Genomic DNA, 12,419 nt, shown 5'->3' with positions numbered 1-12,419 from the left:
CTCGTTTACTCCGCTTTCGAGACCTGGGTCTCTCAGTCGACGGCATACCTCGTCACTCCGGCACGTGCCTGGGAATTCGCGCTCGGAGGGATCATCGCTCTGCTGCCGACGTCTCGCGCGCGTGAGAGCATCCGCGCGGTTGTGGGACTGGCGGAGTCTTGGCCATCGTCATCAGCGCGACGATGTTCGACTCGGGCACGGCGTTCCCAGGGCTGATCGCGCTCATCCCGACGGGGTGCCACCGCACTGCTGCTGTGGGTCGGCGACAACCAGCTGAGGCTGAGCCTGCAGCGCTTGAGCCATCTCCCCGCGGTGCAGTTCATGGGCGATGCCTCGTACTCGATCTATCTGTGGCACTGGCCGCTGATAATCCTGTTGACCACGACAACTGATCTGCATGTTCTGGTCCGAGCCCTCGTCGTCATTCCTTTGACGGTGGTGCTCGCCGGTTTGACCAAGCGCTGTGTCGAAGACCCATGCCGTCGGGCCGGAGGGGCGTGGAGAAAACCCACAGTCGCGTTCGTCTCCATGCTCGTGGCGGTCGGCATGCTCGTGGGAATCCGCACCACGCAGATATCGGCGGTCCAGGCCGAAGTGGAGCGACGTCAGTCTGAGATCGCGTCGGTGCTTCAGGACAGCACCAATCCGGTGGCTGATAAGAAGGAGCTCGCGCAGGAGGAGCCGATCAGCTGCGTCGGAGCACAGACGGTTCTGAACGACTGCGAGACGCCCTATGCCTATACGAGTGGCATCGACCCGGCCTTCGCCGAGGCTGACAGGCCCTCGTTCTGGTACGGCACTGGTGAGGGCGGGCAGCACTGCTCGGCGAAGACCATCGGTACATGGTCGGAGCGCTCGTGTGATTTCTTGAGCGACCAGCGCGACGGCGGCAGGCAGGCCGTTCTCATCGGAGACTCGCATGCAGAGCACATCTTCGCACCGCTGCGAGCATGACCGATGCGGAAGTGGTCGACACCCATCGAGTGATCTGCCCGGAGGGACGGTGTCATATGGTCGTCGGCGGCCTGGTCGTCTATACCGACAGCAACCACCTCACCGGGTCGTACAGCCTTTCCCCGGAGAAATGGTTCTCAGCGGCTCTACGGGACCTCGACTCGGTTCGCGCTGGAGAGTGAGGGCTGACGAGATCCCAACAGCCGGGATCAGGAGCGCTCGGCGCTATCCGAATAGTCAGATTCCTTGTGCGTATCTGGATATGCAGATATGGTGAACGTATCTGGAAAAGCAGATATCGTGCCCGCTCCACTGTGAGACAGGAGTCCATATGACCAGTCGCATCGCTCGTCTGCGCGCACCGGCCGATTTCGGTCTGGCCATCCAGCAGGCGCGCATGGCCCGTGGTCTCTCGCAGGCGCAGCTCGCCGAGCAGCTGGATCTCTCGCAGAGCATGGTCAGCGAGATCGAGACCGGCAAATCGACCATCTATCTGCGCCGTCTGCTGGAGCTGGCCAGGGCGACCGGTGTGAGACTCACCGCGACTTGGGAGGACGACGATGCGTCTCGCGATTGAGCTCTATGGAACGCGGATCGGCACGTTGGAGGGCGATGCTCGCACATTCGACTTCATCCCGGCGGCCGAGGCGATCGAGGTCTTCGGGTCGAACAGCCCCGTGCTGTCCACTGCGATCCCTCTGACCGCCCAGCAGCGTCGTGACCATGCCGGACGCCGCCGCAACTGGTTCGCGGAAATCCTGCCTGAGGGAGACCAATACGAGTATCTGCTCGCTCAGGGCGGTCTGCGCCGCGGCGACACTCCGGCGTTCCTCGCGCGCTATGGCAGAGACGTCGCCGGCGCTCTGCAGATCTGGGATCTCGATGATCCGACAGAGCCGAAGACCCCTGCGCTTCGACACGTCTCCGATGCTGAGATCCGTGGACTGATGCAGGATCCGATGCACGTCCCGCTGGCCAACGATCGTCTGCAGGGCAAGAGCTCCCTCGGCGGTGTGCAGCCGAAGATCGTGCTCACGAAGACGAACGAGGGCTGGGCACAGGCTCTCGGCGGCTCTCCCAGCACGCACATCCTCAAGCCTCGGCTGTCAGGCGCCCGGGCATCCGTCATCTACGACGAGGAGTACGGGGCGCGGCTGGCGCGAAGGATGCGGCTGGCCGCGTTCGAGACAGGTGTGCAGGTGTTCGACGGACTTCCTGCGCTGGTCGTCGAGCGATACGATCGTGTGCACGGAGAACGCGTGCATCAGGAGGACCTCAGCCAGGCGCTCGGGGCCGGCGGCAATGAGAAGTATCAGGAGCTCGGCGGGGTGGTCAGCCTGCGTCGTGTCGCGCAGACGCTGCAGCGGCACGCCGCTGAGTCGGATCTGCACCGCCTCGCGCGCACGGTGCTGCTCGCCGTGTCAGTCGGCAACCTCGACATGCACACGAAGAACATCGCCCTTCTGCACCCCCGCAACGGCGAGGTACACCTCGCCCCTGCCTATGACATGGTGCCCCAGACGCATCTGCCCGGCGACGGGCGGCTCGCCCTCTCGGTGCACGGGAAGTACCGTCACACTGAGATCACCCGTGAAGACCTCGTCGAGGAGTTTCACGGCTGGGGAATGCGCCGCGGCGAGAGGCTGATCGACGACGGTCTGGAAGAGCTGGAATCCATCGTCGCGTCGGAGAGCCCCGTGGCCGGCGCGTTCCCCGAACTGCAGCAGCAGATCGCGCAGTACGTGCGCAACCTCCGAAGCGGGAGCGCGGCGGGCGGTCCGCGGTACACTGTCAATCATGGCTGAAATCTCCCGCGACGAAGTCGCTCATCTCGCGAGCCTCTCGCGCATCGCACTCTCCGAAGCAGAACTCGACGAACTGACCCCGCAGCTCGAGCAGATTCTCGAGGCCGTCGCATCGGTCAACGAGGTCGCCACTCCCGACGTGCCGGCGACGAGTCACCCGATTCCGCTGACCAACGTCTTTCGGCCCGACGTGGTCGGGCAGACACTCAGCCCGGACGAAGCCCTCGCTGACGCACCCGACCGCGACGGCAACTACTTCCGCGTGCCGTCGATCCTCGGCGCCTGACCGACCCCATCTTTCGGCGCACGAACGAGACGTCAACACAGATCGTTCACGTGCGCGCATCACCAGCCAGCAGAGAAACGGATGAAATGACCGATCTGACCAGACTTCCCGCCTCAGAGCTCGCCGCGCAGCTTGCTGCCGGCGAGATCTCTTCCGTCGAGGCGACGCAGGCGCATCTGGACCGCATCCAGGGCGTCGACGGCGACGTGCACGCCTTTCTGCACGTCAACACAGAAGAGGCGCTTGCCACCGCTGCCGACGTCGATCGCCGGCGTGCGGCCGGCGACGAGCTCGGCCAGCTCGCGGGCGTGCCCGTGGCCGTCAAAGACGTGCTGACCACGAAGGGGCAGCCCACCACCTCGGGCTCACGCATCCTCGAGGGCTGGAACCCGCCGTACGACGCGACGGCCGTCGAGCACCTGCGTCAGCACGACACGGTGATCATCGGCAAGACCAACATGGACGAATTCGCCATGGGGTCGACGACCGAGCACTCGGCATACGGGCCGACGCACAACCCATGGTCGCTCGATCGCATTCCCGGTGGGTCGGGCGGCGGCTCGGCCGCGGCCGTGGCCGCCTTCGAGGCCCCGCTGGCACTCGGCAGCGACACCGGCGGCTCGATCCGTCAGCCCGCCGCGCTCACCGGCACCGTCGGCGTGAAGCCCACCTATGGCGGCGTCTCTCGATGGGGGGCGATCGCGCTGGCCTCCTCGCTCGACCAGATCGGCCCGGTGGCGCGCAACGTGCTCGACACGGCTCTCATCCACGACGTGATTAAGGGCCACGATCCCAAAGACTCCACCAGCCTGACCACCGAGTGGCCATCGTTCGCCGCAGCCGCACGTCGCGGCCAGGCCGGCGATTCGCTCAAAGGTCTGCGCGTCGGCATCATCCGCGAACTCAACCAGCCCGGCTTCCAGGCCGGCGTGCGCAGCCGCTTCGACGAGACCGTCGCCCTGCTCACGACGCAGGGCGCAGAGGTCGTCGAGGTGTCGGCGCCGCACTTCGAGTACGCGGTCTCGGCCTACTACCTCGTGCTGCCGGCCGAGGCCTCGAGCAACCTCGCCAAGTTCGACGGTGTGCGCTATGGTCTGCGGGTGCTGCCCGAGGGCGTCAAGCCCACCGTCGAGAACATGATGGCCGCCACGCGTGAGGCCGGCTTCGGCCCCGAGGTCAAACGCCGCATCATCCTCGGCACCTATGCACTGAGCGCCGGCTACTACGACCAGTTCTACGGCAAGGCGCAGAAGGTGCGCACGCTCATTCAGCGCGACTTCGAAGCGGCTTTCGACCAGGCCGATGTGCTCATCTCGCCGACGTCGCCGACGACCGCCTACCCCCTGGGCGACAAGCTCTCAGACCCACTCGCCATGTACCTCGCCGACATCACCACGATCCCCGCGAACCTCGCCGGCATCCCGGCGATCAGCCAGCCCATCGGCCTCGCCGCCGAAGACGGCCTGCCGGTCGGCCTGCAGACCTTCGCCCCGGCATTCGAAGACGCTCGGCTCTACGAGTTCGCCGGTGCGGTCGAGGCTCTGCTCGAGCAGCAGTGGGGCGGCCCGATCATCGATCAGGCCCCGCAGCTGGCAGTGCATTCCGGTGCCCAGGCCGGCGCCGCGACGGATGCCACGGCTCACGATTCAGAAGGAGCGGCACGATGAGCGACGAACTGCTCGACTACGACGAGGCGATCAAGCGCTACGAGCCGGTGCTCGGCTTCGAGGTGCACGTCGAACTCAACACCAAGACCAAGATGTTCAGCTGGGCGCCCAACGAGTTCGGCGACGGCCCCAACACCAACGTCACGCCGCTGTGCCTGGGCCTGCCCGGCACGCTGCCGACGGTCAACGAACAGGCCATCACCGACAGCATCCGTCTGGGGCTCGCTCTGGGCTGCAGCATCGCCGAGGTCTGCCGATTCTCGCGCAAGCAGTACTTCTACCCCGACCTGCCCAAGGCATACCAGATCTCGCAGTTCGACGAGCCCATCGCGTATGAGGGGTCGGTCGAGGTCGAGCTCGAAGACGGCACCGTGGTGCACATCCCGATCGAGCGCGCGCACATGGAAGAAGACGCCGGCAAGCTGACCCACCAGGGCGGCTCGGGGCGCATCCAGGGCGCCACCTCGTCGCTGGTCGACTACAACCGCGCCGGAGTGCCGCTGGTCGAGATCGTGACGATGCCGATCCTGGGCACAGAAGAGCGCGCACCCGAGATCGGCCGCGACTACGTCGCCGCCATCCGCGACATGGTCAAGGCACTGGGCATCTCTGACGCACGCATGGATCAGGGCTCGATCCGCTGCGACGCCAACGTCAGCATCCGCCCGCGCGGTCAGCAGAAACTCGGCACCCGCACCGAGACCAAGAACATCAACTCGCTGCGTTCGGTCGAACGGGCTGTGCGATATGAGATTCAGCGTCAGGCCGCCGTGCTCAGCGCGGGCGGCACGATCACGCAAGAGACCCGGCACTGGCAGGAGGCCAGCGGCGTCACGATCTCGGGCCGTGTCAAGAGCGACGCCGACGACTACCGCTACATGCCAGAGCCCGATCTGCTGCCGGTGGTCACGCCCGCCGAGCGCGTCGAAGAGCTGCGCGCCACGCTGCCCGAGCAGCCGGTGATCCGCCGTCGGCGGCTCAAAGAGCAGTGGGGTCTCGGCGGTCGCGAGTTCCAGGACATCATCAACGCCGGTCTGCTCGACCAGGTCGAGGCGACAGTCGACGCCGGGGCCACCGCTGCATCCGCACGCAAATGGTGGACCGGCGAGATCAGCCGCATCGCCAACGCCCAGGAGCAGCAGGTCGCCGACCTGACCGTCACTCCCGCCGACGTCGCCGAGATCGACGCCCTGATCACCGAGGGCACTCTGACCGACCGCCTGGCGCGCCAGGTGCTCGAGGGCGTGCTGGCCGGCGAGGGCAGCCCGCGCGAGGTCGTCGACAAGCGCGGTCTGGCCGTCGTCTCAGATGACTCGGCACTCACGACGGCCATCGACGAGGCCCTCGCAGCTCAGCCCGACGTGCTCGCCAAGATCAAAGACGGCAAAGTGCAGGCGGCCGGCGCGATCATCGGCGCGGTCATGAAGGCCATGCACGGCCAGGCCGACGCCAAGCGTGTGCGTGAGCTGGTCCTGGAGCGGGCGCAACAGTGACCGAACGCTGGCTGCCGCAGGGCGCCCACCTGGTTCCGGAGCGGGCCGAGCTCGTCTTTCACGGTGTGATCTTCGACACCTACCAGTGGCCGCAGACGCTGTTCGACGGGTCGACGGCCACCTTCGAGATGCTGCGCCGGGCTGACACGGTCGTGGTCATCGGCATCGACGACGACGGCAACGTGATCACCGAGAACGAGCACCAGCCCAACGGTGTGGTGCGCATGGGCGGCGTCGCGGCCGGCGGAGTCGAGCCCGAGGACGCCTCAGTGCTGGACGCGGCCAAGCGAGAGACGCGAGAAGAGACCGGGTATGCGTTTCGCAACTGGCGTCTGCTCGAGGTGCGACAGCCCGAGATGAAGATCGAGTGGTTCGTGCACGTCTTCGTGGCGACCGGCGTGATCGACGTGGTCGAGCAGAACCTCGACGCGGGGGAGCAGATCGACGTGCAGCTCGAGCCGTATGCCGACTACTTCGCACACACGCCGTACAGCCACCGCAAAGCGCTGTCGCGCTTCGACGGGGTCGACGAGCTGCGCGCCTGGGTCGGCGAGGGCGAGCACGTCACCGGCGAATGAGCTTCACGTGCACGACGAGTGGGCGCCTCTGGCGCGACGGTATGATGAGTGGTCGTGCACAGCACGGATCACGAGAGCAGGAATGAAGGCGAGATGACGAACGACACCAAGACCATCCACTGGAACGGCGGCGTGCAGCAGGAGGGACTCGACATACTCCTCGGCGACGGCGGCATGATCGTGAGCCCGACCAAGGTCGGCTACATCATCATGACCTCTGACGGCCAGGGGCTCGAGCGCAAGTTCGAGGCCAAGCAGCGCAATCGCAACAAGCCGGGTGTCGTGCTCTGCGGGTCGATGGATCAGCTGAAGCGTCTGGCACAGCTCACCCCCGAGATCGAGGCCTACTACCAGCAGCACTGGGACGAAGACATCCTGATGGGCTGCATCCTGCCGTGGCGCGAAGATGCGCTCGAGTTCATCCCCGACGAGCACGCTCGTGAGCTGGCACGCGACGTGCGTGGCACCAGCTGCTTCGTCATCCGCTTCGGCACGCCGGGCGAGAACCTCGCGGCCGCTTTGTGGGAGCAGGGCAAGCTCGCCTTCGCCAGCTCGGCGAACCCGTCGGGCAAGGGCAACCGCGGCAAGGTCGACGGCATCGGCGATCGCATCCACGACAGCGCCGACCTCATCATCGAGGCCAACGACTACGTCAAGTCGATTCAGCCGAACGAGACCGAAGAGACCCGCTACGAGCAGGGCGTCATGGTGTCGATGGTCGACGCAGACGGCAAGATCGTGCCCGAGCAGCACGGCGACCGTTCGATCACGCCGTGCCCGACGCTGATCCGCAAGGGGCTCTACCTGGATCGCATCCTGTCGATTCTGTCGAAGCACTTCAACAGCTGGAACTTCCGTCAGGGCGAGTACTACTGATCCGCTGCCGCACGGTTGCAGGAAGGCCCGCCGACGTTCGCGTCGGCGGGCCTTCCTGCGTCAGACGACGAGCGACTCGGTGACGGTGAACTTGCGGTTGCGGTCGAGCTGCCGCGTCGGCCCGACGATGCGCTGCAGCTCGGGCGCATAGTGCAGGTGCGAGTTGAACACCGTCAGCAGTCGACCTCCGGGCCGCAGCACCCGTGCGGCCTCGGCGAACATCTCGAGGGCTGCGCCGGTGTGCACAGCGGCCCCGACGTGGAACGGCGGGTTGCACGCCACGAGATCGACGCAGTCGTCGGCCATCTCGTGCAGCAGCACGTCACGGCGCACCTCGATGCGATCGGTGAGACCATTCGCCGCGGCTGTCAGCGCAGCGGATGCGACGGCGCTGCTCAGCTGATCGGTCGCGATCACCCGCAGCCGGGAATCGGCTCGGGCGAGAACGGTCGCGATGATGCCGGTTCCGCAGCCGAGGTCGACGGCCACCGGTGCTGCGGACTCTCGCGTCGCCTCCTGCGTCGCCTCTTGCACCGTCTCGTGTGCCGCCTGGGACAGAAACGGCAGCAGCGCACGCGTGCCGATGTCGAGCGAAGCACCGGCGAAGGCTCCGGGCACCGCGCACACCGAGATCGGTGCGATGCCGTCACCGGGATCGATCTGAGCCTCGGAGGCCGGCACCCGGGCTGCGTCTTCGTGGCTGGATGCGAAGCCCAGGGGCTCGCGGGCGAGCAGCAGACGAGACTTCTGGTGGGCGAGCGAGGCGTGCACCTGCGCAAAGCGTGACCTGAGCACATCGTTCATGTGCAACGACATGTGCTTGACGCGCCCGCCGCTGTACACCTGTATGCCGTCGGCCGGGTGCGCCGCGATGAGATCGACGAGCAGCTGCAGCTGATCGAGACTGCGTGGCAGCTGCATCAGCACGATGCGGGCGCCGGCGAACTCATCGGGGTCGAGTGCGATCGTGCGCCAGCCGTCGGTCAGCTCCAGGCGTTTGGCATTGGCCTGGATCGCGTGCTCGGCGACCAACGCGTCAGTCCACACGCGCACGTCGCTCGCACCGAGCATCCGCGCGCCCAAGGTCAGGGCACCGTGCGTGTCGCCGATGACGAGCACCTCGCCCGGGGCACTCGCGGCGATCTGCTCGGCGGCCTCGGCGAGCAGCAGCCGGTCGGTCGCGTCAGAGGCCTGCAGGTTGTCGGCTTCGACGTCGGGCCAGCGGTGCAGCCGGTCGAACCATTCGGTGGGCAGGGCGGAGGGCATGGAAGACATGTCTCAAGGGTAGTCGTCGGCATCTCTGCCAGCCTGCGCGTGTGATCGAGTTCCGCGTCGAGCCGTCCGTAGCGGCTGCGCCTGGGGCAGGCCCGCGCAGGTGGGATCGAGACCATGGGTTCTATCTGGGCAGGGGATCGAGCCATGGCAAATGACGGCTCAGACCATCGAGTCATGGCAAGTTCCATGTGTGGATGCTCAGGGGCAGCATTTGCCATGACTCGATGGGGCTCGTTCGTGCGTGGGGAGGCTAAAGCGCATTGGCCATGACCCGATCTCGGACAACCACTGAAGCTCCCTGAGCACTGGAGCCCTGAGCCCTGAGCGGACCGGGCACAGTGCGGCGACCCGGTTCTCGTCCCAGATGTCTGAGCGGGGGCGGCTGCTACCCTGAGAGGTATCATGCCCAATTCGTCGCGCACCTCGTCGCCCGCATCCCGCCCGAACTCGAAGAACGGTCGCAGGCCTGCCGCCCAGACGATCGACGAGCTGAGCCGACGCCTGCGTCGGTCGCACATCGTCAACGCGGTGCTGAGCATCGTGCTCGCGATCGCCGTGGTGGCCGTCATCGCCTTGGCCGCCCAGCAGACGAGCGGGCAGACGCCGCAGGACGCGACTCAGACCACCCAGGCGGATCGTGCGGCCCGGCACCAGGCCGACGACCCCATGGCGGTCGGAGACATCGACGCCCCGGTGACCATCGTCGAGTGGATCGACCTGCGCTGCCCCTTCTGCGCCGCCTACGCGAATCAGACGCTGCCGACGATTCTGCAGAACTACGTCGACACGGGCAAGGTGCGCTATGAGTTTCACGACGTGGCGTTCTTCGGCGATCAATCGGTCGACGCCGCGGTCGCCGCACGCGCAGCCGGAGAGCAGGGTCGCTACGTCGAGTACCTCGAAGCGCTCTACGCTGCGGCACCCGAGAGCGGGCACCCGGATATGCCTCGTGACCACCTGATCGCCTTCGCGCAGACCGCGAAGGTGCCCGACATCGACCGATTCACCGCAGATCTCGACCGCGCCGACCTGCGCGAGGCCGTGCAGCAGAGCACCACCGACGCGCAGCAGCAGGGCATCGACGGTGTTCCGGGATTCCTCATCGGCGACAAGAGCGTCTCAGGCGCCCAGCCAGCCGCGGCGTTCAGCAAGATCATCGACCAACAGCTGCAGGCCGCCGGGCAGTGAGCCGTTGGCAGGGGTTCTGGGACGTCCCCTCTCACACGGGGTTCGCACTGCCGCCGGTGGCAGCGCCCCGTGCTCGCTCGGCTCACAGACACGGTGTTGCCGAACGCGTGTGCCAGGCCGTTGACGGCAATGTCAGAGGGTCGCTCTAGGGTCATCCTGACGCAGGCATCGCCTGCGCTTTGGCCGTCAACAGTGAGGAAGCCACAAGAATGAACGTGCTGATGCTGGTTCTGCTCGCAGTAATCATTGTGCTGTGCGTGGTCGTGATCGTGCTGCTGCTGCGTGGTGGTCATGGGGAGGCTTCCGTGATCGACTCGCGCGCGCTCGGCAGCGAGGTGCGTGCGGCCGTCGGCGAGCTCAAACCCGATCTCTACGCTCAGCAGAAAGCCCTCGGGCAGCAGCTCGTGCAGAACGCGCAGGTGGTCGAGCAGCGCCTGCAGGGCTTCGAGCAGGCCCAGTCGCAGGCGGCTGCGCTGCAGCGTGAGGATGCCGCCCGGGCACGGCACGAGATGGGGGCGGCAGTCGATACGCGGCTGGCTTCGTTCGCCGACCGCATGCAGACGCTGAATGAGACGCTCTCGACCGAACTCGCGCACCTCCGAGCCGACAACGAGCGCAAGCTCGAACAGATGCGCGCCACCGTCGACGAGAAACTGCAGGGCACGCTCGAACGGCGCTTGGGCGAGTCATTCCGTCTGGTCAGCGATCGCCTCGAACAGGTGCAGAAGGGGCTGGGCGAGATGCAGACGCTCGCCTCCGACGTCGGTGGGCTCAAGCGAGTGCTGACCAACGTGAAGAACCGCGGCAGCTGGGGCGAGGTGCAGCTCGGGCGTCAGCTCGAAGACCTGCTCGCGCCCGATCAGTACGACAGCAATGTCATCATTCGCCCCGGCAGTACCGAGAACGTCGAGTACGCTGTGCGTCTGCCCGGACGCGACGACACCTCAGTGGTCTACCTGCCAATTGACTCGAAGTTTCCGCAGGAAGACTATGAACGTTTGCTGCAGGCACAGGAAGCCGCTGACACCAGCGGCATCGAGGTCGCCGCCCGCAGCCTGGAAAAGGCAGTTCGTCTGCAGGCGAAGACCATTGCGAGCAAGTACATCGATCCGCCGCACAGCACCGACTTCGCGATCATGTACCTGCCGACCGAGGGGCTCTTCGCAGAAGTGATCCGCCGCCCTGGGCTGGCGAGCGACCTGCAGACGCAGTTCCACGTCATGGTGACCGGTCCGACCACGCTGATGTCGCTCCTCAACAGTTTGCAGCTTGGCTTCAAAACGCTCGCGATCGAGCAGCGCACCTCAGAGGTGTGGAAGATTCTCAGCGCGGCCAAGACCGAGTTCGGCAAGTACGGCCAGGTCTGGGAGAAGCTCAGCAAACAGCTGCAGACCGCGCAGCGCACGGTCGACGAGGCAGGGCGACGCACGCGTGCGGTCGAGCGCAGGCTGCGCGACGTTGAATCACTCGATGCCACCGCACCGGAATCTGCTCAGCTGATGAACGATCTGTTCGAGGCCGACTCGATCCGCGACTGACGCCGCTCGGTCAGCGACTGATTCTCGTCAGTTGTGCTCTGCGCACGGGCGAGATCGAACGATATCGGTACTCAGTAGGGCGGCATCGAGAACGGCGGTATGAAGAATGACGCAGCGAGCTACTCGCTTGGCGCACCCTCGGGGTTCTGCTGCGACGCCTGCTGCTGAGCGATCTCGGCACGGACCTCGCTCATGTCGAGCTGGGCGACCTTTTCGATGATCTCGGTCAGCTGCGCGATGTTCATCGCACCGGGCTGCGCGAAGATCGGAATCTGCTCGCGGAAGATCACGAGCGTCGGAATAGAGCTGATCTGAAAGGCCTGCGCCAGCTCCTGCTGAGCGTCGGTGTCGACCTTGCCGAACACGATCTCGGGATTCTTCTCTGAGACGTTCTCGAAGACAGGGGCGAATGCGCGGCACGGGCCGCACCATGACGCCCAGAAATCGAGCAGCACGATGTCGTTGCCGGTGATTGTCTCGTTGATGTTCTCGACAGTGATCTCTTGAGTGGCCATCGTCTATGTATATCCGTTCGCTCTGGGCGGGTCAATGTCATGGTCAGTCGGTTCACCGAAAGATCTTGGCGAACCACCCGGCGTTCTGCTTCTGGTCTTTCTCATGCCCCGGGCAACGCTGGTCTTTCGGCACGCCGCGCATGACCTGGTCAACGTGCTGGCCGCAGCCGCGCCAAGTGATCTTGCCGCAGGTCTTGCATCGGGTCTGTTGGCACATGGTGGTTCTCCTCTGTCTGTGATTGTC

General features: G+C 65.8%; 14 protein-coding genes. 11 read left to right on the top strand and 3 right to left on the bottom strand.

Annotated features, from left to right (window positions below):
- The first annotated feature begins 246 nt into the window (after positions 1 to 246).
- From LRX77_RS02190 to LRX77_RS02155, 9 genes are all read left to right on the top strand, one after another.
- A complete protein-coding gene (locus LRX77_RS02190) occupies positions 247 to 954 on the top strand; it encodes an acyltransferase family protein (protein WP_331716127.1) in 708 nt (235 codons plus the stop codon).
- A complete protein-coding gene (locus LRX77_RS10570) occupies positions 951 to 1,136 on the top strand; it encodes an SGNH hydrolase domain-containing protein (RefSeq protein ID WP_442961577.1) in 186 nt (61 codons plus the stop codon). The genes LRX77_RS02190 and LRX77_RS10570 overlap by 4 nt, the downstream gene beginning before the upstream one ends.
- A 149-nt stretch (positions 1,137 to 1,285) precedes the next feature.
- Positions 1,286 to 1,531: a helix-turn-helix domain-containing protein gene (locus LRX77_RS02185; RefSeq protein WP_231831210.1), complete on the top strand. Its 246-nt coding sequence runs from the start codon at positions 1,286 to 1,288 to the stop codon at positions 1,529 to 1,531.
- Positions 1,515 to 2,759: a type II toxin-antitoxin system HipA family toxin gene (locus tag LRX77_RS02180; protein ID WP_231831209.1), complete on the top strand. Its 1,245-nt coding sequence runs from the start codon at positions 1,515 to 1,517 to the stop codon at positions 2,757 to 2,759. Before LRX77_RS02185 ends, LRX77_RS02180 begins: the two co-directional genes overlap by 17 nt.
- A complete protein-coding gene (gatC, locus tag LRX77_RS02175) occupies positions 2,752 to 3,045 on the top strand; it encodes an Asp-tRNA(Asn)/Glu-tRNA(Gln) amidotransferase subunit GatC (protein ID WP_231831208.1) in 294 nt (97 codons plus the stop codon). The genes LRX77_RS02180 and gatC overlap by 8 nt, the downstream gene beginning before the upstream one ends.
- A gap of 86 nt (positions 3,046 to 3,131) precedes the next feature.
- Complete coding sequence (gene gatA / locus LRX77_RS02170) at positions 3,132 to 4,712, top strand: Asp-tRNA(Asn)/Glu-tRNA(Gln) amidotransferase subunit GatA (protein WP_231831207.1); 1,581 nt, start codon at positions 3,132 to 3,134, stop codon at positions 4,710 to 4,712.
- Positions 4,709 to 6,205, top strand: coding sequence for an Asp-tRNA(Asn)/Glu-tRNA(Gln) amidotransferase subunit GatB (gene gatB / locus LRX77_RS02165; protein WP_231831206.1), 1,497 nt, complete (start codon positions 4,709 to 4,711; stop codon positions 6,203 to 6,205). The genes gatA and gatB overlap by 4 nt, the downstream gene beginning before the upstream one ends.
- Positions 6,202 to 6,783 carry an NUDIX hydrolase gene (locus LRX77_RS02160; RefSeq protein ID WP_231831205.1) on the top strand — a complete coding sequence of 194 codons (582 nt, stop codon included), beginning with the start codon at positions 6,202 to 6,204 and terminating at the stop codon, positions 6,781 to 6,783. The genes gatB and LRX77_RS02160 overlap by 4 nt, the downstream gene beginning before the upstream one ends.
- 93 nt (positions 6,784 to 6,876) lie before the next feature.
- Positions 6,877 to 7,659: an L-threonylcarbamoyladenylate synthase gene (locus LRX77_RS02155; protein WP_231831204.1), complete on the top strand. Its 783-nt coding sequence runs from the start codon at positions 6,877 to 6,879 to the stop codon at positions 7,657 to 7,659.
- A 60-nt stretch (positions 7,660 to 7,719) separates the two neighbouring features.
- Here LRX77_RS02155 and LRX77_RS02150 read toward each other — a convergent pair whose 3' ends face one another.
- Positions 7,720 to 8,934 carry a methyltransferase gene (locus tag LRX77_RS02150; RefSeq protein WP_231831203.1) on the bottom strand — a complete coding sequence of 405 codons (1,215 nt, stop codon included), beginning with the start codon at positions 8,932 to 8,934 and terminating at the stop codon, positions 7,720 to 7,722.
- Between the two features lie 402 nt (positions 8,935 to 9,336).
- Here LRX77_RS02150 and LRX77_RS02145 point away from each other — a divergent pair, with 402 nt between their 5' ends.
- Together LRX77_RS02145 and LRX77_RS02140 are read left to right on the top strand one after the other, a co-directional pair.
- The gene (locus tag LRX77_RS02145) at positions 9,337 to 10,122 is read left to right on the top strand and encodes a DsbA family protein (protein ID WP_231831202.1); all 786 of its coding nucleotides are present in this window, start codon (positions 9,337 to 9,339) and stop codon (positions 10,120 to 10,122) included.
- Between the two features lie 209 nt (positions 10,123 to 10,331).
- The gene (locus tag LRX77_RS02140; protein WP_231831201.1) at positions 10,332 to 11,660 is read left to right on the top strand and encodes a DNA recombination protein RmuC; all 1,329 of its coding nucleotides are present in this window, start codon (positions 10,332 to 10,334) and stop codon (positions 11,658 to 11,660) included.
- A gap of 119 nt (positions 11,661 to 11,779) precedes the next feature.
- Here the strand turns inward: LRX77_RS02140 and trxA are convergent, their stop codons facing one another.
- On the bottom strand, positions 11,780 to 12,175 hold the full coding sequence (gene trxA, locus LRX77_RS02135) for a thioredoxin (protein ID WP_231831200.1): 396 nt from the start codon (positions 12,173 to 12,175) through the stop codon (positions 11,780 to 11,782).
- Positions 12,176 to 12,227: 52 nt separating this feature from the next.
- Positions 12,228 to 12,392, bottom strand: coding sequence for a hypothetical protein (locus tag LRX77_RS02130; RefSeq protein ID WP_231831199.1), 165 nt, complete (start codon positions 12,390 to 12,392; stop codon positions 12,228 to 12,230).
- Between the last annotated feature and the right edge of the window lie 27 nt (positions 12,393 to 12,419).

Source organism: Pseudoclavibacter sp. 13-3, assembly GCF_021168475.1.
GTDB lineage: Bacteria > Actinomycetota > Actinomycetes > Actinomycetales > Microbacteriaceae > Pseudoclavibacter_A.
The sequence above is the reverse complement of the archived record's forward strand: the minus strand, read 5'-3'. Positions and strand labels throughout refer to the sequence as shown.